Annotated in this window: 21 protein-coding genes; 17 read left to right on the forward strand and 4 right to left on the reverse strand. The window is 67.2% G+C overall.

Annotated elements, in window-relative coordinates:
- Window positions 1–36: 36 nt before the first annotated feature.
- Window positions 37–669, reverse strand: a complete 633-nt coding sequence (locus AB4Y74_RS05165; RefSeq protein ID WP_441798048.1) for an HAD family hydrolase — start codon at window positions 667–669, stop codon at window positions 37–39.
- A 61-nt stretch (window positions 670–730) separates the two neighbouring features.
- Here AB4Y74_RS05165 and AB4Y74_RS05170 point away from each other — a divergent pair, with 61 nt between their 5' ends.
- The 13 genes from AB4Y74_RS05170 (at window position 731) to AB4Y74_RS05230 (ending at window position 11,507) form a co-directional block, all read left to right on the forward strand.
- Window positions 731–1,426, forward strand: coding sequence for an L-threonylcarbamoyladenylate synthase (locus tag AB4Y74_RS05170; RefSeq protein ID WP_441798049.1), 696 nt, complete (start codon window positions 731–733; stop codon window positions 1,424–1,426).
- Between the two features lie 3 nt (window positions 1,427–1,429).
- Window positions 1,430–2,674, forward strand: coding sequence for an MraY family glycosyltransferase (locus tag AB4Y74_RS05175; protein ID WP_441798050.1), 1,245 nt, complete (start codon window positions 1,430–1,432; stop codon window positions 2,672–2,674).
- Window positions 2,671–3,153 (forward strand): hypothetical protein, encoded by a 483-nt coding sequence (locus tag AB4Y74_RS05180; protein WP_441798051.1) that lies wholly within the window; start codon window positions 2,671–2,673, stop codon window positions 3,151–3,153. Before AB4Y74_RS05175 ends, AB4Y74_RS05180 begins: the two co-directional genes overlap by 4 nt.
- 174 nt (window positions 3,154–3,327) lie before the next feature.
- Window positions 3,328–4,125, forward strand: coding sequence for a F0F1 ATP synthase subunit A (atpB, locus tag AB4Y74_RS05185; protein WP_441798052.1), 798 nt, complete (start codon window positions 3,328–3,330; stop codon window positions 4,123–4,125).
- Between the two features lie 49 nt (window positions 4,126–4,174).
- The gene (gene atpE, locus AB4Y74_RS05190) at window positions 4,175–4,396 is read left to right on the forward strand and encodes a F0F1 ATP synthase subunit C (protein ID WP_163290842.1); all 222 of its coding nucleotides are present in this window, start codon (window positions 4,175–4,177) and stop codon (window positions 4,394–4,396) included.
- 33 nt (window positions 4,397–4,429) lie between these two features.
- The gene (locus AB4Y74_RS05195; protein WP_441798053.1) at window positions 4,430–4,990 is read left to right on the forward strand and encodes a F0F1 ATP synthase subunit B; all 561 of its coding nucleotides are present in this window, start codon (window positions 4,430–4,432) and stop codon (window positions 4,988–4,990) included.
- Entirely contained in the window at window positions 4,990–5,781 is a 792-nt protein-coding gene (locus tag AB4Y74_RS05200) for a F0F1 ATP synthase subunit delta (RefSeq protein ID WP_441798054.1), read from the forward strand. Before AB4Y74_RS05195 ends, AB4Y74_RS05200 begins: the two co-directional genes overlap by 1 nt.
- 24 nt (window positions 5,782–5,805) lie before the next feature.
- Window positions 5,806–7,443 carry a F0F1 ATP synthase subunit alpha gene (atpA, locus tag AB4Y74_RS05205; protein WP_441798055.1) on the forward strand — a complete coding sequence of 546 codons (1,638 nt, stop codon included), beginning with the start codon at window positions 5,806–5,808 and terminating at the stop codon, window positions 7,441–7,443.
- Window positions 7,444–7,482: 39 nt separating this feature from the next.
- Window positions 7,483–8,382, forward strand: coding sequence for a F0F1 ATP synthase subunit gamma (locus AB4Y74_RS05210; protein WP_441798056.1), 900 nt, complete (start codon window positions 7,483–7,485; stop codon window positions 8,380–8,382).
- Window positions 8,383–8,407: 25 nt separating this feature from the next.
- Window positions 8,408–9,871 carry a F0F1 ATP synthase subunit beta gene (gene atpD, locus AB4Y74_RS05215; RefSeq protein ID WP_441798057.1) on the forward strand — a complete coding sequence of 488 codons (1,464 nt, stop codon included), beginning with the start codon at window positions 8,408–8,410 and terminating at the stop codon, window positions 9,869–9,871.
- Window positions 9,872–9,873: 2 nt separating this feature from the next.
- The gene (locus AB4Y74_RS05220) at window positions 9,874–10,134 is read left to right on the forward strand and encodes a F0F1 ATP synthase subunit epsilon (protein ID WP_441798058.1); all 261 of its coding nucleotides are present in this window, start codon (window positions 9,874–9,876) and stop codon (window positions 10,132–10,134) included.
- 1 nt (window position 10,135) lies between these two features.
- Window positions 10,136–10,696 (forward strand): AAA family ATPase, encoded by a 561-nt coding sequence (locus AB4Y74_RS05225; RefSeq protein ID WP_441798059.1) that lies wholly within the window; start codon window positions 10,136–10,138, stop codon window positions 10,694–10,696.
- 1 nt (window position 10,697) lies between these two features.
- Window positions 10,698–11,507, forward strand: a complete 810-nt coding sequence (locus tag AB4Y74_RS05230) for a YaaA family protein (RefSeq protein ID WP_441798060.1) — start codon at window positions 10,698–10,700, stop codon at window positions 11,505–11,507.
- 344 nt (window positions 11,508–11,851) lie between these two features.
- Here the strand turns inward: AB4Y74_RS05230 and AB4Y74_RS05235 are convergent, their stop codons facing one another.
- Window positions 11,852–12,466 (reverse strand): DNA-3-methyladenine glycosylase I, encoded by a 615-nt coding sequence (locus AB4Y74_RS05235; RefSeq protein WP_441798061.1) that lies wholly within the window; start codon window positions 12,464–12,466, stop codon window positions 11,852–11,854.
- Window positions 12,463–12,960 carry a methylated-DNA--[protein]-cysteine S-methyltransferase gene (locus AB4Y74_RS05240; RefSeq protein ID WP_441798062.1) on the reverse strand — a complete coding sequence of 166 codons (498 nt, stop codon included), beginning with the start codon at window positions 12,958–12,960 and terminating at the stop codon, window positions 12,463–12,465. The genes AB4Y74_RS05235 and AB4Y74_RS05240 overlap by 4 nt, the downstream gene beginning before the upstream one ends.
- Before the next feature lie 133 nt (window positions 12,961–13,093).
- On the opposite strand from AB4Y74_RS05240, the gene AB4Y74_RS05245 reads away from it, so the two are divergent.
- Genes AB4Y74_RS05245 through AB4Y74_RS05260 form a run of 4 tightly spaced genes read left to right on the forward strand, consistent with a single transcriptional unit; the run spans window position 13,094 to window position 18,488 of the window.
- Window positions 13,094–14,062 carry an aldo/keto reductase gene (locus AB4Y74_RS05245; RefSeq protein ID WP_441798063.1) on the forward strand — a complete coding sequence of 323 codons (969 nt, stop codon included), beginning with the start codon at window positions 13,094–13,096 and terminating at the stop codon, window positions 14,060–14,062.
- 48 nt (window positions 14,063–14,110) lie between these two features.
- Window positions 14,111–14,779, forward strand: coding sequence for a TetR/AcrR family transcriptional regulator (locus AB4Y74_RS05250; protein ID WP_441798064.1), 669 nt, complete (start codon window positions 14,111–14,113; stop codon window positions 14,777–14,779).
- Complete coding sequence (locus AB4Y74_RS05255; RefSeq protein WP_441798065.1) at window positions 14,770–16,503, forward strand: ABC transporter ATP-binding protein; 1,734 nt, start codon at window positions 14,770–14,772, stop codon at window positions 16,501–16,503. Before AB4Y74_RS05250 ends, AB4Y74_RS05255 begins: the two co-directional genes overlap by 10 nt.
- An 11-nt stretch (window positions 16,504–16,514) precedes the next feature.
- Window positions 16,515–18,488 (forward strand): ABC transporter ATP-binding protein, encoded by a 1,974-nt coding sequence (locus tag AB4Y74_RS05260; protein WP_441798066.1) that lies wholly within the window; start codon window positions 16,515–16,517, stop codon window positions 18,486–18,488.
- Window positions 18,489–18,499: 11 nt separating this feature from the next.
- On the opposite strand, the gene AB4Y74_RS05265 is transcribed toward AB4Y74_RS05260, so the two are convergent.
- Window positions 18,500–19,291 carry a DUF1206 domain-containing protein gene (locus AB4Y74_RS05265; protein WP_441798067.1) on the reverse strand — a complete coding sequence of 264 codons (792 nt, stop codon included), beginning with the start codon at window positions 19,289–19,291 and terminating at the stop codon, window positions 18,500–18,502.
- Window positions 19,292–19,345 lie beyond the last annotated feature (54 nt).

Raw genomic sequence — 19,345 nt, forward strand, 5'->3', positions numbered from 1 at the left:
CCCCGAACCCTTCCGCCCGGGAGCCGGCAGCGGCGGTCAGCGCGGACGGGAGGCGAACGCGTGGATCGCCTCCACCATCCCCTCGGTGTCGAAGCTGCCGTCCTCCCGCTTCACGAAGTGGTAGGCCTGCATCCCGCAGGCGCGGGCACCCTCCACGTTCGCGATCGAGTCGTCGAACAGGATGGCGTTCGCAGGCTCCACCCCGAATCGCCCGAGCGCTCGCGTGTAGATGCGGCGCTCGGGCTTTCGAGCGCCGAGCACCGCGGACACCAGGTCGTTGCCACCGAGCACGTCGACGATCTCGGGCGTCAGCTCGGGCAGCGAGTCCTTGAACGGGATGGGGTTGTTCGACAACAGCGAGACCGTCCCGAGTGTCGCCGCCTCGTGCAGCGCCGCGATCGCTCCGGGGATCGGGGTCATCGCGGCCTTCCGCGCCACCTGCCACTGGGCGAGCGTCAGCCGGGCTCCCGTCACCTCGGCGAACGCCGCCAGGTACTCCTCGCTGGTGGAGTACTCGCCGATCTCGGCCGCACGCTCGAATCCGCCGGCCCACCAGGAGGAGGCGAGCCGGTACTGGCTCACACGCCCGAGCTCTGCGAGCTTCGGCAGCCGCTTATGGAAGTCGTAGTCGTAGAGCGTCTTGTCGCAGTCGAAGAAGTAGACGTCCATATGCCTCCAGTATCGTCCTCCCAGTCGGGGCGTCGACTCCCCGGCTATCATTGGAGCCGTCATGGCACCCATCTACGACTGCTCGGTCGACTCCGAGCTGCTCACCGGCATGCGCCTCGCCCGAGCGGCGATCGGTCGCGGCGAACTCGTCGTCATCCCCACGGACACGGTCTACGGGGTCGCGGCCGACGCGTTCAGCCCCGCCGCGGTCCAGCGTCTTCTCGATGCGAAGGGACGCGGCCGCCAGTCGCCGCCGCCCGTGCTCGTCCCCGGCATCCCGACCCTGGCTGCGCTCGCGGAGCGCGTGCCGGACGAAGTGGATGCGCTGGTGAAAGCGTTCTGGCCCGGCGGCCTGACCATCGTGCTCCCGGCCTCGCCCTCCCTGGTGTGGGACCTGGGGGAGACCAAGGGGACCGTCGCACTCCGCATGCCCCAGGACACGATCGCGCTCGAGCTCCTGTCGGAGACGGGCCCGCTCGCGGTGTCATCCGCGAACCTGACCGGCCGCCCGGCCGCCCGCACCGCCGCGGAGGCTGCGGCGATGCTCGGTGACTCGATCTCGGTCTACCTCGACGGGGGAGAGGCGGGCTCGGCCTACGAGCGCGTCGACGGCAGGGACTCCTCCTCCACGATCGTGGATGCCACAGCGCTCGCCGCGGGCGTCGGCGGCCTCCGCATCCTGCGCCAGGGCGTCATCTCGGTCGAGCAGCTGCGGGAGGTCGTCGGCGACGTCCTCGCCGTCCCCTCGGACGCCTGAGCCGTGACCCTCCTCCTCGCCCTCGCCCTGATCTCGGCGGTCATCACGTTCGGGATGTCCTTCGTCGTGTACAAGCTGGCGATGCGTTACAAGCTGTACCCGAAGATCCGTGCACGGGATGTGCATACCCGGCCGACGCCCCGGCTCGGCGGTGTGGCGATGTTCCTCGGCATCCTGGTCGCCTTCGGGGTCTCCTGGCTGCTTTCCAGCCAGTTCGGCGTGCTGGGCCTGATCTTCTCGGATCAGGGGCCGATCCTCGCCATCCTCGGCGCGTCCCTCCTCATCGTGGTGATCGGCGTCGCCGACGACATCTGGGACCTCGACTGGATGACGAAGCTCGCCGGCCAGTTCGTGGCCGCCGGGCTGGTGGCCTGGCTGGGAGTGCAGATCTACTCGCTGCCGATCGGCGGTCTGACTGTCGGATCGCCCGTGATGTCGATCATCATCACGCTGTTCGCCATCGTGCTCGTGATGAATGCGATCAACTTCATCGACGGGCTGGACGGTCTGGTCGCGGGTGTCGCGCTGATCGCCAACGGCACGTTCCTCGTCTACACCTACCTGCTGCAGCGCGAGATCAGCCCGCAGAACTACTTCAGCCTGGCCGGCGTCATCGCTGCCATCCTGGTCGGCGCCTGCGCCGGGTTCCTGCCGCTCAACTGGCACCCCGCGAAGATGTTCATGGGAGACGCCGGCGCACTCCTCATCGGGCTGCTGATGGCCACGTCGGCCATCTCTGTGACGGGGACGATCAACCCGGAGGCGCTGCAGACGCTCGGCAAGTCGTCGCTCGTGCCCGCATTCATCCCGGTCATCCTGCCGTTCGCCGTGCTCGTGGTGCCGCTGCTCGACTTCGGCCTCGCGGTCATCCGGCGGCTGCGGGCGGGGAAGTCGCCGTTCAGCGCCGACCGCAAGCACCTGCACCACCGGCTGCTCGACATGGGGCACACCCACCTGCACGCCGTGCTCATCTTCTACGCGTGGACGGCCGTGCTCTCGATCGGCTGCCTCCTGTTCTTCTTCGACCCGTACTGGATGGCGATCGTGTTCGTCGCCATCGGCCTGGTCGTCTGCACCGCCTTCACGCTCGCGCCGCTCAGTCGTCGCAAGGCCAACGAGGCCGTCGCCGAGCTCGCGCCCGCCGGCAGCGTGGAGGCCGCCGCGACGGCACGGTTCGACCAGCTCGACGTGGCCAGCGAGCGTGACGCCGCCCCGACCACCCCCGCCCTCACCGAGGAGTCCCGATGACAGACCAGCCAGGCCCCACACCGGCACGGCCCGCCGCACAACCGACCTCGACGCCTGTCCTGCGCGATGTCCTCAAGTACGGCCTCATCCTGGCCGGAGCAATCGCGATCGTCGGGATGCTGCTGGGCGGTCTGTTCGCCGGATGGGTGGGCGTCACCAGTGCCCTGATCGGCACGGCGATGGCCGCCGTCTTCCTGTCGATCACCGCCCTGAGCATCCTGATCGCCAACCGGTTCATCGGCTCGGATCTCTTCGTCGGCCTCTTCTTCGGCATTGTCCTGGGCGGCTGGATCGTCAAGTTCGTGCTGTTCCTGGTGCTGGCGGTCGTGCTGCGCAGCCAGCCCTGGATCAACCCGACGGTGCTCTTCCTGAGCCTGATCGCGGGGGTGATCGGGTCGCTCGTGGTCGACATGATCGTCATCTTCCGGTCGCGCATGCCTTACGCCAGCGACGTCACCCTTCCGGGTGAGAAGCGCTGACCCGTATCCAATTCGTTATGGGCTGAAAACTCTTGTAGAGTTGTCAGCGATCCCCCACCCGTTCGCCCTCACAACACGTGAGTCGCGAGTAGTGCAGGGTGTGCCACCGTTCGTCGTCGCGAGAGCCTTCAGCTCGACGCCCCGAAACAGGAGATAGCGCTGTTAGCTAACGCTGTGAACCTGCTGGTCCAGGCCGCAAGCTCCGATGATGGAAGCTTCCATGGTCCCTCGATCAACGAGTTCTTCCCCCCGACCCTGTTCACCATCGGTGGCCTCGAGTTCAACCGAATCTTCTTCATCCGGCTGTTCGCCACCCTCGTGCTGCTCCTAGTGTTCTGGTTCGGCACGCGTCGCATGAAGCTCATCCCCGGCCGCTTCCAGTCGGTCGTCGAGATGGGCCTCGACTTCGTCCGGGTGAACATCGCAGAGGACCTGCTGGGCAAGAAGGACGGCCGTCGCTGGCTGCCCCTGCTCACCACCATCTTCTTCATGGCGCTGTTCTTCAACCTGACGGGCATCATCCCGTTCCTGAACATCGCGGGCACATCGGTGATCGGCGTTCCGCTCGTGCTGGCCGTCTCCGCGTACTTCGCGTTCATTTACGCCGGTATCAAGAACAGCCCCAAGAACTTCTTCCGCAACGCGCTCTTCCCGCCCGGGGTGCCGTGGTTCCTCTACATCCTGGTGACTCCGATCGAGTTCATCTCGACGTTCATCCTGCGTCCGATCACGCTGACGCTCCGACTTCTGATGAACATGGTCGTCGGGCACCTGCTCCTCGTCCTGTTCTTCACGGCGACGTCCTTCTTCATCTTCACCGCGGGCAGCTGGTGGTCGCTCTTCGGCGCGGTCACGTTCGCCTTCGGCTTCGCCTTCACCCTGTTCGAAATCCTGGTCGCACTCCTCCAGGCCTACGTCTTCGCACTGCTCACCGCTGTCTACATCCAGCTGGCAGTCGCCGAGGAACACTAAGAACGATCCGCGCACCCGCACGGATCGCCATCACGGAAGGAAACACACAGTGGACATCGCTGCAATCTCCGGCAACATCGCCACCGTCGGTTACGGCCTCGCCGCCATCGGCCCGGCCATCGGCGTCGGTATCGTCGTCGGCAAGACCATCGAGGGCGTCGCCCGTCAGCCTGAGCTGGCCGGCCGTCTCCAGGTCCTGATGTACATCGGTATCGCGTTCACCGAGGCGCTCGCGTTCATCGGTATCGCCGTCGGCTTCATCTTCGTTTAGTCCCTCTTTATCTCACTTCAATAAGGAGGAACCATGCTGAACAGTATGGTCATCGCCGCGGCGGAGGAGCAGTCACACAACCCGATCTTCCCCGAGTGGCCGGATGTCATCGGTGCGCTGATCTGCTTCATCATCATCCTGTTCTTCTTCTGGAGGCTCGTGCTTCCGCGTATGAAGAAGCTGCTCGACGAGCGTGCAGAGGCCATCGAGGGCAACATCGAGAAGGCCGACGAGGCTCAGCGCAAGGCCGAGGCCCTGCTCGAGGAGTACACCGCTCAGCTCGCCGAAGCGCGCGCAGAGGCCGGCAAGATCCGCGAGACCGCTCGTGCCGACGGTCAGAAGATCGTGGTGGAGGCCCGTGAGGCCGCCGCGACCGAGGCTGCCCGCGTCACCGCACAGGCTCAGGCGCAGCTCGAGGCGGAGCGCCAGACGGCGCTCGTCCAGCTGCGCGGCGAGGTCGGCTCGCTCGCCATCGACCTCGCGTCGACCGTCGTGCGCGAAGCCCTCGACGAGGACAAGCGCGCCCAGGCCATCGTCGACCGCTTCTTGGCGGACCTCGAGGCGAACGAGCAGAAGGCAGGATCGGGTAACTGATGGGAAGCGCCACCAGAGAAGCATTGGCCCGGTCCGTGTCGGCACTCGCCGACCTGGGATCCAAGGCCGATCTGGCGACGGCTGAGGACCTGTTCGCCGCAGGGCGAGTCGTCGCCGACTCGGCCCAGCTGCGCGCCGTCCTCGGCGACCCTACGGCCGCACCCGACGCGAAGGCTGTGCTCGTGAAGCGCATCTTCGGGTCGCTCTCGCAGCCGGCCGTCGCGTTGCTCGGCGTCATCGCCGCTCAGCGCTGGTCGACCCACGATGACCTGCTCGCCGCGATCGAGGAGCTGGGGATCCGCGCGATCGCCTCCTCCACGCCGCGGAGTGTCGACATCGTGGCCGAGCTGTTCACCTTCGGAGGCGCCGTGACCTCCGATGCACAGCTCGAACTCGCATTGCGCAGCAAGCTGGCCACGAGCGACTCCAAGGTCGCCCTCGTGCAGCGACTGCTCGGTGGCCGGGCGTCGAAGGAGACGGTCGCCATCGTGCGCCAGCTCGTCGAGCAGCCCCGCGGCCGCAGCATCCGTGAGTCGCTCCGCGCGGCCGCCCGCATCGTGGCTGCCCAGCACGGCCAGACCGTCGCGACGGTCTACGCCGCGACGACGCTGCCCGACGCTCAGGTCGAGCGCCTACGCTCGGTGCTCAGCGCCACCTACGGCGACCTCAGGATCAACCAGGTCGTCGACCCCTCGATCATCGGCGGATTGCGCGTACAGATCGGTGACGACGTCATCGATGGAAGTATCGCGTCGCGTCTCACCGAACTCCGGCTTCAGCTGGCGGGCTGACCCCGCCTCAAGATAGGAATCACAATGGCAGATATTCAGATCAGCCCCGACGAGATCCGCGATGCGCTCAAGGACTTCGTTAACAGCTACGAGCCAACCGGCGCCGAGGCGACCGAGATCGGTCACGTCATCGACGCTTCCGACGGCATCGCGCACGTCGAGGGCCTCCCGAGCGTGATGGCGAACGAGCTCATCAAGTTCGCCGACGGCACCCTGGGCCTGGCCCAGAACCTCGACGAGAACGAGGTCGGTGTCGTCGTCCTCGGTGAGTTCGACCACATCGTCGAGGGTATGGAGGTGACCCGCACCGGCGAGGTCCTCTCGGTCCCGGTCGGCGACGGCTACCTCGGCCGCGTGGTCGACCCGCTCGGCAACCCGATCGACGGCCTCGGCGAGATCGCCAGCGAGGGCCGCCGCGAGCTCGAGCTCCAGGCTCCGGGCGTCATGCAGCGCAAGTCGGTGCACGAGCCGCTCCAGACCGGCATTAAGGCGATCGACGCCATGATCCCGGTCGGCCGCGGCCAGCGCCAGCTCATCATCGGCGACCGCCAGACCGGCAAGACGGCCATCGCGATCGACACGATCATCAACCAGAAGGCCAACTGGGAGTCGGGCGACGAGAACAAGCAGGTTCGCTGCATCTACGTCGCGATCGGCCAGAAGGGCTCGACCATCGCCTCGGTGAAGGGCGCGCTCGAGGACGCCGGCGCGATGGAGTACACCACCATCGTCGCGGCTCCCGCTTCCGACCCGGCCGGCTTCAAGTACCTCGCCCCCTACACCGGCTCGGCCATCGGTCAGCACTGGATGTACGGCGGAAAGCACGTCCTCATCGTGTTCGACGACCTGTCGAAGCAGGCGGAGGCGTACCGTGCGGTGTCCCTCCTCCTCCGTCGTCCGCCGGGACGTGAGGCCTACCCGGGTGACGTCTTCTACCTGCACTCCCGCCTGCTGGAGCGTTGCGCCAAGCTCTCCGACGAGCTGGGCGCCGGCTCGATGACCGGTCTCCCGATCATCGAGACCAAGGCGAACGACGTCTCTGCGTACATCCCGACCAACGTGATCTCGATCACCGACGGCCAGATCTTCCTGCAGTCCGACCTCTTCAACGCCAACCAGCGTCCAGCGGTCGACGTCGGAATCTCGGTCTCGCGCGTCGGTGGCGACGCGCAGGTGAAGTCGATCAAGAAGGTCTCCGGCACGCTCAAGCTCGAGCTCGCGCAGTACCGCTCGCTCGAGGCGTTCGCGATGTTCGCGTCCGACCTCGACCAGGCGAGCCGCCGTCAGCTCGCCCGTGGCGCGCGCCTCACCGAGCTGCTCAAGCAGCCGCAGTACTCGCCGTTCCCAGTGGAGGAGCAGGTCGTCTCGATCTGGGCCGGCACCAACGGCAAGCTGGACGAGGTCGCCGTCGAGGACATCCTGCGCTTCGAGAAGGAGCTGCTCGACCACCTCCGTCGCAACACCGACATCCTGACCACGCTCCGTGAGACCAACGTCCTCGACGACGACACGGTCTCGAAGCTCGGCGCTGAGGTGGACGCGTTCAAGCTCGAGTTCCAGACCGGGGAGGGCAAGCCGCTCGCTTCGGTCGGGCGCGAGGAGTTCACGGCCATCGACAAGGACGAGGTCGACCAGGAGCGCATCGTCAAGGCCAAGCGCTGAGCGCCGAGCCGACGAGAGAGAAAAGGTAAGAGGAGACACATGGGAGCACAGCTTCGGGTCTACCGGCAGAAGATCAGATCTGCCCAGACGACCAAGAAGATCACCCGTGCGATGGAGCTGATCTCCGCCTCCCGCATCCAGAAGGCGCAGGCGCGGGTCGCCGCCAGCTCGCCGTACGCCCGCGCCATCACGCGCGCGGTGTCGGCGGTGGCGACGTACTCGAACGTCGACCACATCCTGACCACCGAGCCCGAGAAGATCGAGCGCGCAGCGATCGTCATCTTCTCGTCGGACCGCGGTCTGGCCGGCGCGTTCAACACGAACGTGCTCAAGGAGTCGGAGAAGCTCGCGGAGCTTTTGCGCAGCGAAGGCAAAGAGGTCGTGTACTTCCTCGTCGGACGCAAGGCGCAGGGCTACTTCAGCTTCCGCCGTCGCGCATTCGAGCGGGTCTGGACCGGCAACACGGATGCCCCGGAGTTCGACCAGGCCAAGGAGATCGCCGACGCGATCCTCGAGTCCTTCCTGCGCGACGCCTCCGACGGCGGCGTCGACGAGATCCACATCATCTACAACCGCTTCGTCAGCATGCTGACCCAGGAGCCGCAGGTCATCCGCCTGCTGCCGCTCGAGGTCGTCGAAGGCGTGGAGGAGCCGGATCGCACTCAGGTCCTCCCGCTCTACGAGTTCGAGCCCGACGTGGGGACGGTGCTCGACTCGCTGCTGCCCGTCTACATCGAGAGCCGCATCTTCAACGCCATGCTGCAGTCCGCTGCTTCGAAGCACGCGGCGACGCAGAAGGCGATGAAGGCTGCGAGCGACAACGCCGACAAGCTCATCACCGACTACACGCGTCTTGCGAACAACGCCCGCCAGGCGGAGATCACCCAGCAGATCTCCGAGATCGTCGGCGGCGCGGACGCGTTGAGCTCGGCAAAGTAATCGTCCTACGAGAGAGATAAGAATCATGACTACCGCTACCGCCGAAGCCCAGGCTTCGACCGCGCAGCCGGGTGGAGTCGGGCGCATCGCTCGCGTCACCGGCCCGGTCGTCGACATCGAGTTCCCGCACGATGCCATCCCCGGGATCTACAACGCGCTCAAGACCACCATCACCATCGGCGACGAGTCGAACGAGATCACGCTCGAGGTCGCACAGCACCTCGGTGACGACCTCGTCCGCGCCATCGCGCTGAAGCCCACCGACGGCCTGGTCCGCGGCGGCGAGGTGCGCGACACGGGTTCGCCGATCACGGTTCCCGTGGGCGACGTCACCAAAGGCAAGGTCTTCAACGTCACCGGTGACATCCTGAACGGCGAACCCGGGGAGAAGATCGAGATCAGCGAGCGCTGGTCCATTCACCGCAACCCGCCGGCGTTCGACCAGCTCGAGTCGAAGACGCAGCTGTTCGAGACCGGCATCAAGGTCATCGACCTGCTCACCCCGTACGTGCAGGGCGGCAAGATCGGCCTGTTCGGCGGCGCCGGTGTCGGCAAGACGGTCCTCATCCAGGAGATGATCCAGCGCGTTGCGCAGGACCACGGTGGTGTGTCGGTGTTCGCCGGTGTCGGCGAGCGCACCCGTGAGGGCAACGACCTCATCCACGAGATGGAGGAGGCGGGCGTGTTCGACAAGACCGCGCTCGTCTTCGGTCAGATGGACGAGCCGCCGGGAACGCGTCTTCGCGTCGCGCTCTCCGCGCTGACGATGGCGGAGTACTTCCGCGACGTGCAGAAGCAGGACGTGCTCCTCTTCATCGACAACATCTTCCGCTTCACCCAGGCCGGTTCCGAGGTCTCCACGCTGCTGGGCCGCATGCCCTCCGCCGTGGGATACCAGCCGAACCTCGCCGACGAGATGGGTCAGCTCCAGGAGCGCATCACCTCGACTCGCGGTCACTCGATCACCTCGCTCCAGGCGATCTACGTGCCGGCCGACGACTACACCGACCCGGCGCCGGCGACCACGTTCGCCCACCTCGACGCCACGACCGAGCTCTCCCGTGAGATCGCGTCGAAGGGTCTGTACCCGGCCGTCGACCCGCTGACCTCGACCTCGCGCATCCTCGACCCCCGCTACTTGGGCGCCGACCACTACCGCGTGGCCACCACCGTGAAGCAGATCCTCCAGAAGAACAAGGAGCTGCAGGAGATCATCGCCATCCTCGGTGTCGACGAGCTCTCCGAGGAAGACAAGATCACGGTGTCGCGTGCGCGCCGCATCCAGCAGTTCCTCTCGCAGAACACCTACATGGCCAAGAAGTTCACCGGCGTCGAAGGTTCGACCGTCCCGCTCAAGGAGACCATCGAGTCCTTCGATGCGATCGCCAAGGGCGAGTTCGACCACGTCGCCGAGCAGGCCTTCTTCAACGTCGGAGCGATCTCCGACGTTGAAGAGAAGTGGGCGCAGATCCAGAAGGAGAACGGCTAGTCATGGCTGTCCTCACCGTCAGCGTCGTCGCCGCCGACCACGAAGTGTGGTCGGGCGAGGCGAGCATGGTCGTGGCGCGCACCGTGGAGGGGCAGATCGGTATCCTGCCCGGCCACGAGCCGCTGCTTGCCATCCTCGCCCAGGGCGAGGTTCGCGTCACTGTGCCCGGAGGGGAGTCGATCGCGGCGCAGGCCGACGACGGCTTCCTCTCCGTCGAGAACAACACAGTCACCATCGTGGCCCGTCAGGCCGAGCTGGTCTGACATGCCCGAGCAGCAGGGAGCCCCGCTGGAGCGCCAGTTCGGAGACGTCCGCGTCCCGATACTGGTGGCGATGGCGGGGCTTCCTGGTTCCGGGAAGTCCACCATCGCGGAGATCCTGGCGGGGCGCCTCGGTGCAACGGTGATCTCGGTGGACCCGATCGAGGCCTCGGTCTTGCGCGCGGGGATCGACGCCGACCAGCCGACCGGCCTCGCGGCCTACCTGGTGGCGGAGACCATGGCCGAGCAGGTGCTGCTCTCCGGTCACTCCGTCGTCGTCGACGCCGTCAACGCCGTGGAGCCGGCGCGCCTGCAGTGGCGCGACCTGGCCGAGCGTTGCGACGTCAAGCTCCGGGTGGTGGAGACGGTGTGCTCCGACCCTGCGCTGCACGACGAGCGTCTCGCGAAGCGGACGGGGCTGGTCGCCGCCTACGCCGTGGAGCAGAGCGTCGACGAGTACGACGAGTGGAGGGGCGCCTGCGGCTCGCTGCCGCGCGTCACCCTCGACACGGCCGCTCCGCTCGGCGAGAACGTCGGCAGGGCTCTCGACTTCGTGGCCGGATAGAGTGCTCATCCTGCTCCCGCCCTCGGAGACGAAGAGGGACGGGGGAGCGGGGTCCCCGCTCGCCCTCGAACGCCTGCGTTTCCCGTCGCTGCATCCCGTGCGTCGCGAGGTGGTCGACGCCGTGGTGTCGCTCGCTGCCGACCACCAGGCTTCCGTCCGGGCACTCAAGCTCGGACCGAAGCAGGCCGGTGAGGTGGAGCGGAACCGGTCCATCGTCTCGGCGCCGACCATGCGCGCGTTGGAGCGCTACACCGGAGTGCTGTACGACGCGCTCGACGCGGGATCGCTCGACGACTCGGACTGGGCGGTGGCGGCCGAGACCGTGGCGGTTCAGTCGGCCCTTCTGGGTCTGGTCGGTGCGGATGACGCCGTGCCGGCATACCGGCTGTCCTTCGATTCGCGGTTGTCGCTGAAGCGCGGTGACGCGTCCCTCAAGAAGCGCTGGGCCGCCGCCGGGGCCGCTGCACTGGCGGAGCGCGACGATCTCCTGCTCGACCTCCGGTCCGAAGGTTACGCTGCTCTCGCCCCGCTGCCGGACCGCGAGAACGCCCACTATGTGCGGGTGCTCGCTCGGGATGACAGGGGACATGTCCGCGCGCTCAACCACTTCAACAAGCAGGCGAAAGGCCTCCTCACACGCGCCCTGATCGAGACGGGAGCGTCGTTCGCGACGAGCGCGGAGTTGCTCGGTTGGGCCGCTGACGAGGGCTACGAACTGCATCCGGCGAATGACGGCTCGCGTGATCTGGAACTGGTTGTTCCGGAGGTTCGGGGCGCTCCGGGGCGCCTCATGGCGACGCTTCGGGTCTGACGGGTTTCCGACCCGACTCACCGCCAACTCACAGTGGTGCACTTCTAAAAAGTGAGATAAGCTCACGACCAAGAGAGAGGATCACTGATCCGAGGCAAGGGCGCACGAATTGTGATCCCTCTGACCTCAACTAGTCGGGCCGATGTGTGGTGGCCGGCGCGTCATCCCCAAATGCGTCGTTTCCACGTCGGAGTGTGAGGCACCAAGAATCCGCCTGCGGTCGGGCACGTGCGGCATCTCCCTCACCAGCGAGAATCCGGCGTCGGAGCCATTTCCGCCGTCGGCCCGACTCTCTCGGTCGTAGCGCCGCCGTGCGTACTCCGCTTTTCGCGGGGTGCGCACGGTCAGGCGCGGAAGCAGCCCGCGAAGTGGTCGTCGACCATTCCGGTCGCCTGCATCAGCGCGTACATGGTGGTGGGGCCGACGAAGCGGAAGCCGCGACGCCGCAGCTCTTTGCTGAGCGCGGTCGATTCGGGCGTCACCGCCGGGATCTCTCCCCAGGCGTGTGGTCGGTGGCCGGAGCGGGGCTCTGGCGCGAAGCTCCACATCAACTCCTCCAGCGGGACCTCGAGGGCGAGGACCGCCCGGGCGTTCGAGATCGTCGCCTCGATCTTGCCCCGGTGGCGGATGATGCGGGCATCCTGCAGCAGGCGTTGCACGTCGGATTCTGTCATCGCCGCAACGCGCTCCGGCTCGAAGCCGAGGAACACTTCGCGGAACGCCGGGCGTCGGCGCAAAATCGTGATCCAGGAGAGTCCCGCCTGGAACCCTTCGAGACACAGCTTCTCGTAGAGCGCCCGCGGATCGTGCTGCGGCCGGCCCCACTCATCGTCGTGGTAGCGGCGGTACTCGGGGTCGCTGGCCGACCACGAGCAGCGGGCCAGCCCGTCCTCCCCGATGACGAGGGGGTCGCGCTCGGCCGCGGAAGCGATGTCGGGGGAGGCTGGCGTCGCGCTCATGCCGCCAGCATGATCCCTTCGTGCTCGAGCAGCCACAGTTTGGTCGGGATGCCGTCTCCGCCGCTGTACCCGGTGACCCGGCCGCTCGATGACAGCACGCGGTGACAGCCGACGATGATCGGAACCGGGTTGGCACCGACGGCGCCACCGATCGCCCGGCCGTAGCCGACGCGGCCGAGCGACGCGCCCAGCTCTCCGTACGAGACGAACGTGCCGAACTCCAGTGACGCGAGCCGCTCCCACACGGCCTGGCGGAAGGGGGTGCCCTGCAGTCGCACCGGGATGTCGAAGGTGCGCCGGTCACCCGCGAAGTACTCCGCCAGTTGTGCGGCCGCGTCGTCGAGAACCGGTGTGCTGCGTTCCGGATGTTCATCGAGTGGCAGGCGACCTGCACGCTCGATGGAGAGCGACGTGACGGCGGTGCCGTCACTCGTCAGTTCGAGCCGCCCGATGGGGCTCGTGGTGCGAAGGAGGTAGGCGAAAGAACTGCTCATGGGTCGACTCTAGAGCGCACCGCCGACGTCCACTCGCGGGAATCGGACATCGGGGAGAACTGCCGCGCGTTGCGGGCTGTGGACGGTTTCCCGGCGACCTCCGGACCGTGCCCACGTGCCTAGACTCGAAGGCATGGCGAACATCGAATACCGCACTCTCGGCCGCTCCGGACTCGTCGTTTCGACGGTCGGCCTCGGCTGCAACAACTTCGGCCGGAAGGACACGGCGACCGAGACGCAGGAGGGCACCGACGCGGTGATCGGGGCCGCGATCGACGCCGGCGTGACGCTGTTCGACACCGCCGACATCTACGGCAAGGAACGCGGCCTGTCGGAGACGCTGATGGGCAAGGCCCTCGAGGGCAAGCGCGATCAGATCGTTCTCGCCACCAAGTTCGGAATGGACATGGCCGGCGCGAACGGCCCGGACTGGGGCGTGCGCGGCTCGCGACGCTACATCCGGCTCGCGGTGGAGAGCTCGCTGCGCCGCCTCCGGACGGACTGGATCGACCTCTACCAGCTTCACCAGCCGGATGGGGTCACGCCGATCGAGGAGACCTTGCAGACGCTCGACGACCTCATCGCCGAAGGCAAGATCCGCTACATCGGCCACTCCAACCTCACCGGTTGGCAGATCGCCGAGGCGGAGTTCACGGCCGAGTTGAACGGGCACCCCAAGTTCATCTCCGCGCAGAACGAATACAGCCTCTTGGCGCGCGCCGCCGAGCGCGAGGTCCTGCCTGCCGCGAATCGGTACGGCCTCGGCTTCCTGCCGTACTTCCCGCTCTACAACGGCCTGTTCACCGGCAAGTTCACCCGGGAGGGCGGGCCGGCGGACAGCCGGATCATGAACCTGCGCAAGCACCTGCTCGACAATGCGCCGTGGGATCGGATGGACCGCTACCAGGCGTTCTGCGACGAGCGCGGCGTCACGATGCTCGAGGCGACGTTCGCGTGGCTGCTCGCTCAGCCGGGACTGACCAGCGTCATCGCGGGCGCCACCAAGCCGGAGCAGATCGTCGCGAACGCCGAGGCCGCCACGGCGTGGACGCCGACGGCGGAGGATGTCGCCACGATCTCGGAGATATTTTCGACCCCGTGAGTTGAAAAGCGCTTGTGAGTGAGCACTCACTCCGCGTAGAATCGCGCGGTGATCGAAGACGCCCAGACCGTCGTGCCCCGCACGCGCGCCCAGCCGATGTCGGCCGGAGACCGCAAGGCGATGATCGTCGACGCTGTCATCCCGCTGCTGCTGGAACACGGCCGGGGGATGACATCCCGCCAGATCGCCGAAGCCGCGGGTGTCGCGGAAGGCACGATCTTCCGGGTCTTCGGCGACAAGGAGTCGCTGGTGCAGGCGGCCATCGAGAAGTACCTCGACCCCGAGCCGCTGCGTGAGGCGCTCCGCAGCATCGACCCGGCGCTCCCGCTGGAGAACAAACTCCGCGCGATCCTCTATCTGCTGCGGGAGCGGTTCCACAGCGTGATGCGGATCATGCCGGTGATCGGCCCGGAGCGCCCACCCGTCCCACAGGAGCGGGGAGAGTTCGCGCGCATCATCGCGCGCGTCCTGGAACCGGAGACGAAAGAGCTGAACTGGCCGCCGGAGCGCGTCGCTCACGTGCTCCGGCTGATCAGCTTCTCATCGGCCTTCCCCGCGCTCAACGAGGGGATCGAGTTCAGCATCGACGATCTGGCACGGATGGCGCTGGTCGGCATCGCCGGCACCTCGCCGCACATCGCGCCCCCTCCATCCCATCCGTCGACCTCACACGCGACTTCACACCCGTCTGCCCACACGGAGGCATCATGCTCCTGAGAATCCTCGGCAGGTTCCTCCGGCCGCACTGGCCCCTCCTGATCGGGGTGATCTTCTTCCAGCTGGCCCAGTCGCTGCTGTCGCTGTGGCTGCCCACGCTGAACGCGCAGATCACCGACAACGGCATCGCCAAGGGCGACACCAGCTACATCCTGTCGGTCGGCACCGAGATGCTCGGCGTCACCCTGGTGCAGGTCGCCTGTGCGATCACGGCAGTGTACTTCGGCGCGAAGGTCGCGATGCTGGTCGGCCGCGACCTCCGCGAGGCCATCTTCCATCGGGTCGGCGAGTTCTCCGAGCGCGAGGTGTCGTCGTTCGGTGCCCCGTCGCTGATCACCCGAAACACGAACGACGTCCAGCAGGTGCAGATGCTCGTCATGATGACGTGCACGCTGCTGGTCTCCGCACCCATCCTGGCCGTCGGCGGGATCGTGCTGGCGATGCAGCAGGACATCGACCTCTCCTGGCTGATCGCGGTCAGCGTCCCGGCGCTCCTCGTCGCGGTGAGCATCATCATCTCGCGCATGGTTCCGCTGTTCCGACGCATGCAGGACCGCATCGACCGAGTGAACCGGGTGCTGCGGGAGCAGCTGAGCGGCATCCGCGTCGTCCGGGCCTTCGTGCGCGAGGACGTCGAGACCGCCCGCTTCCGGACCGCCAACGAGCAGGTGACGGAGACGGCGCTCAAGGCCGGGCGGCTGTTCGCGTTGATGTTCCCGATCGTGATGCTCGTCCTCAACGTGTCCAGCGTCGCGGTGATCTGGTTCGGTTCGTTCCGCGTCCAGGACGGCTCGCTGCAGATCGGCACGCTGACGGCGTTCCTCCAGTACCTGGCGCAGATCCTGATGGGGGTCATGATGTCGACGATGATGGCCGTGCTCGTACCGCGCGCAGCCGTCTGCGCCGACCGGATCGGCGAGGTCCTCGGTACCGACCCGTCGGTGCGCGTGTCCGCGAACCCGGTCACCGAGGTGACCGCGCAGGGGACGGTCGAGTTCGTGGACGTCGGGTTTTCCTATCCCGGGGCCGAGCATCCGGTGCTCACCGACATCACCTTCCTCGCCGAAGCGGGGAGGACCACCGCGATCATCGGCAGCACCGGCGCCGGCAAGACGACGCTGGTGAACCTCATCCCGCGCCTCTTCGACGCGACCAGCGGCATCGTGATGGTGGACGGGGTGGATGTGGCCGACCTCGACCCGGAGGTGCTCTGGTCGCGCATCGGGATCGTGCCGCAGCGGCCGTACCTCTTCTCGGGCACGGTCGCCTCGAACCTCCGCTATGGCAACCCCGACGCGACGGACGACGAACTCTGGCACGCCCTGGAGGTGGCACAGGCCCGCGACTTCGTGGCGGAGATGCCGGAGGGGCTGGATGCGCCCATCGCGCAGGGCGGGACCAACGTGTCCGGCGGCCAGCGTCAGCGCCTCGCGATCGCCCGCGCGCTGGTGCGGAAACCGGAGATCTTCGTCTTTGACGACTCGTTCTCGGCGCTCGACACGGCGACGGATGCGCGGCTTCGCGCCGCGCTGGCCCGGGACGTGACGGACGCGACGATGATCGTCGTCGCCCAGCGGGTGTCCACCATCGTGGACGCCGACCAGATCATCGTCGTCGACGACGGCCGCGTGGTCGGCCGGGGAACGCACGACGAACTCGTGGAGGGCAACCCGACGTACGCGGAGATCGTGTCGTCGCAGCTCGCCGCCCAGGATGCGGCGTAAAGGAGCACGGGATGAGCGACAAGACGACAGCGCCGGTCCGCCCCGCCGGACCTCCGATGCGGAGGGGCCCCGGTGGCGGAGGACCGTTCGCCGGGATGGGCATGCCCACGGAGAAGTCGATGAACTTCGGCCCGAGCGCCAAACGTCTGCTCGGCCGGCTGCGCCCGGAGCGGCTGCCGCTGGTCGCCGTGACTGCGCTCGCGGTCGTGTCCGTGGTGTTCGCGGTGCTCGGCCCCAAGCTGCTCGGGAACGCGATCAACCTGGTTTTCGCCGGGGTGCTGTCGCTGCAGTTCCCGAAGGGCATGACTCAGGAGCAGGCCATCGCCGCGGTGCGCGCGACGGGCCAGAACCAGTACGCCGACCTCCTCTCGGGCACCACCTTCACCCCCGGTGCGGGCATCGACTTCACCGCGGTCGGCCAGACGCTGATGTGGGTGCTCGCCCTGTACGTGCTGTCGTCGCTGTTCAGCTATCTGCAGGCCTACGTGCTGAACGGAGTCACCCAGCGCACGGTCTTCCGGCTGCGGGCGGACGTCGAGGAGAAGCTCCACCGGCTGCCGCTGAAATACTTCGACGGGATGCAGCGCGGTGAGCTGCTGAGCCGGGTCACGAACGACATCGACAACATCTCGCAGTCGCTGCAGCAGACGATGAGCCAGCTGCTCACGTCGCTGCTGACGGTCGTCGGCGTGGTGGTGCTGATGTTCGTCATCTCGCCGCTGCTCGCGGTGATCGCGCTCATCACCATCCCTCTGACGCTGATCATCACCACGATCATCGCGAAGCGTTCGCAGAAGCTCTTCGTCGCTCAGTGGCGCCACACCGGCGAGCTGAACGGCCAGATCGAGGAGGCCTTCACCGGTCACTCCCTGGTGAAGGTCTTCGGCCGGCACCGCGAGGTCGAGGCGCGGTTCCGCGAGAAGAACCAGGAGATGTACCGCGCCAGCTTCGGCGCCCAGTTCATCTCCGGGATCATCATGCCCGCGATGATGTTCGTCGGGAACCTGATGTACGTGGCGATCGCCGTCGTGGGCGGTCTGCAGGTCGCGACCGGCGCGATGCAGCTCGGAGACGTGACGGCGTTCATTCAGTACTCACGGCAGTTCACTCAGCCGCTCACCCAGCTCGGGTCGATGGCGAACCTGCTGCAGTCGGGTGTCGCCAGTTCCGAGCGCGTGTTCGAGCTGCTGGACGCGGACGAGCAGTCCTCGGACCCGCGGCAGCCTGAGAGCCCGGAGGGCACCAAGGGGCTGCTCGCTTTCGAGGACGTCTCCTTCCGCTACACCGAGGACACGCCGCTCATCGAGGACCTGTCGCTGGTGGCGCAGCCGGGCCAGACGGTGGCGATCGTCGGCCCGACCGGCGCAGGCAAGACGACCCTGGTCAACCTGATGATGCGCTTCTACGACCTCGACGGCGGGCGCATCACGCTCGACGGCGTCGACATCGCGACCATGAACCGGCACGACCTGCGCAGCCGGATGGGCATGGTCCTTCAGGACACCTGGCTGTTCAAGGGAACGATCCGCGACAACATCCTCTACGGCCGCCCGGACGCGACGGACGAAGAGGTGCTGGCTGCGGCGCGCGCCACGTACGTCGATCGCTTCGTCCACTCCCTGCCGGACGGCTACGACACCGTGCTCGACGACGAGGGGGCGAACATCTCGGCCGGGGAGAAGCAGCTGCTGACGATCGCGCGCGCGTTCCTGGCGCGGCCGAGCGTCCTCATCCTCGACGAGGCGACATCATCGGTGGACACCCGCACGGAGGTGCTGGTGCAGAAGGCGATGAGCGCGCTGCGGGCCGACCGCACGTCGTTCGTCATCGCGCACCGGCTCTCCACCATCCGCGATGCCGATCTCATCCTGGTCATGGAGGCGGGAAGGATCGTGGAGCAGGGCACGCACGCCGAGCTCCTGGCCCGCGGGGGCGCCTACTACTCGCTGTACAACGCGCAGTTCGCCGGAGCCGCCGATCAGTAGGTCGCGGGCGGTCACTGCTCCTTGAGGCGGGATGCGAACGCGCGCACGCACCAGAAGGCGCCGTAAGCGATCAGCCCCAGAGCGATGAGCACGAGCAGGATGATGCCGAACGGCACCTCCGTCAGCGCTTTGAGGCTCCCGTCCAGCCCGCCGGCCTTCTCCGGGTCGGAGGTGATCGCACCGAAAACGACGAGGCCGCCGACGATGACCAGAGCCACGCCTTTCGACACGTAGCCGACGCGCCCCAGCGTCGTCGTGATCGTCGCCCAGCGGTTCGGCGGCAGCCGGAGGTCGCGCTCGAAGCGGTGCGTGACCCCGTTGAACACGAACACGACGCCGGCGGCGACGATGCCGAGTCCGATGGCAGCGAGCAGCAGTACGCCGCCGGGCATCGCGAGCAGCTGCCCGGAGGCCGTCTTCTCGGACGACGACGCATCCTTGTGGCCGCCTGCCGCGATGGAGATCGCGATGCCCGCGAGCGCCGCGTAAATGACGCATTTCGCGACCTCGATCAGCTTCTCCCCGGGCTTGTGGGCGGTGATCGACTGGAGGATCTGCCACAGCGACAGGAAAATCAGCCCGACGATCACCGCCCACACCACGAACAGGCCGCCGGGAACGGCGACGAGGGCTTGGAGGGCGCCGGACTGGTCCGCGCTTCCACCCGCGCCGAATGCGACGGCCAGGGCGATGATCCCGATCAGGATGTGCAGGATGCCGATGGCCGCCAGCCCCACGCGGGCGAGGACGCGGACAGCAGGCTGGCGCTCCACGCGGGAGGCGACTCGGGAGGGGGAGGTCATGAGGTGAACGGTACCCGGCGTTCCGGGCTTCCGGAATCTCGGGTACCCTGGAGG

This window comes from Leifsonia sp. RAF41 (assembly GCF_052114085.1).
Taxonomy (GTDB): Bacteria; Actinomycetota; Actinomycetes; order Actinomycetales; family Microbacteriaceae; genus Leifsonia.

What these genes read in the sequence shown, in the direction of transcription:
- AB4Y74_RS05170 (WP_441798049.1), top strand. Translation starts at nt 731, where the DNA reads ATGGCACCCATCTACGACTGCTCGGTCGACTCCGAGCTGCTCACCGGC.
- AB4Y74_RS05265 (WP_441798067.1), bottom strand. Translation starts at nt 19,291, where the DNA reads ATGACCTCCCCCTCCCGAGTCGCCTCCCGCGTGGAGCGCCAGCCTGCT.
- AB4Y74_RS05165 (WP_441798048.1), bottom strand. Translation starts at nt 669, where the DNA reads ATGGACGTCTACTTCTTCGACTGCGACAAGACGCTCTACGACTACGAC.
- AB4Y74_RS05245 (WP_441798063.1), top strand. Translation starts at nt 13,094, where the DNA reads ATGGCGAACATCGAATACCGCACTCTCGGCCGCTCCGGACTCGTCGTT.
- AB4Y74_RS05260 (WP_441798066.1), top strand. Translation starts at nt 16,515, where the DNA reads ATGAGCGACAAGACGACAGCGCCGGTCCGCCCCGCCGGACCTCCGATG.
- AB4Y74_RS05225 (WP_441798059.1), top strand. Translation starts at nt 10,136, where the DNA reads ATGCCCGAGCAGCAGGGAGCCCCGCTGGAGCGCCAGTTCGGAGACGTC.
- AB4Y74_RS05255 (WP_441798065.1), top strand. Translation starts at nt 14,770, where the DNA reads ATGCTCCTGAGAATCCTCGGCAGGTTCCTCCGGCCGCACTGGCCCCTC.
- AB4Y74_RS05180 (WP_441798051.1), top strand. Translation starts at nt 2,671, where the DNA reads ATGACAGACCAGCCAGGCCCCACACCGGCACGGCCCGCCGCACAACCG.
- AB4Y74_RS05240 (WP_441798062.1), bottom strand. Translation starts at nt 12,960, where the DNA reads ATGAGCAGTTCTTTCGCCTACCTCCTTCGCACCACGAGCCCCATCGGG.
- atpA (WP_441798055.1), top strand. Translation starts at nt 5,806, where the DNA reads ATGGCAGATATTCAGATCAGCCCCGACGAGATCCGCGATGCGCTCAAG.
- AB4Y74_RS05210 (WP_441798056.1), top strand. Translation starts at nt 7,483, where the DNA reads ATGGGAGCACAGCTTCGGGTCTACCGGCAGAAGATCAGATCTGCCCAG.
- AB4Y74_RS05200 (WP_441798054.1), top strand. Translation starts at nt 4,990, where the DNA reads ATGGGAAGCGCCACCAGAGAAGCATTGGCCCGGTCCGTGTCGGCACTC.
- AB4Y74_RS05195 (WP_441798053.1), top strand. Translation starts at nt 4,430, where the DNA reads ATGCTGAACAGTATGGTCATCGCCGCGGCGGAGGAGCAGTCACACAAC.
- atpD (WP_441798057.1), top strand. Translation starts at nt 8,408, where the DNA reads ATGACTACCGCTACCGCCGAAGCCCAGGCTTCGACCGCGCAGCCGGGT.
- AB4Y74_RS05220 (WP_441798058.1), top strand. Translation starts at nt 9,874, where the DNA reads ATGGCTGTCCTCACCGTCAGCGTCGTCGCCGCCGACCACGAAGTGTGG.
- AB4Y74_RS05235 (WP_441798061.1), bottom strand. Translation starts at nt 12,466, where the DNA reads ATGAGCGCGACGCCAGCCTCCCCCGACATCGCTTCCGCGGCCGAGCGC.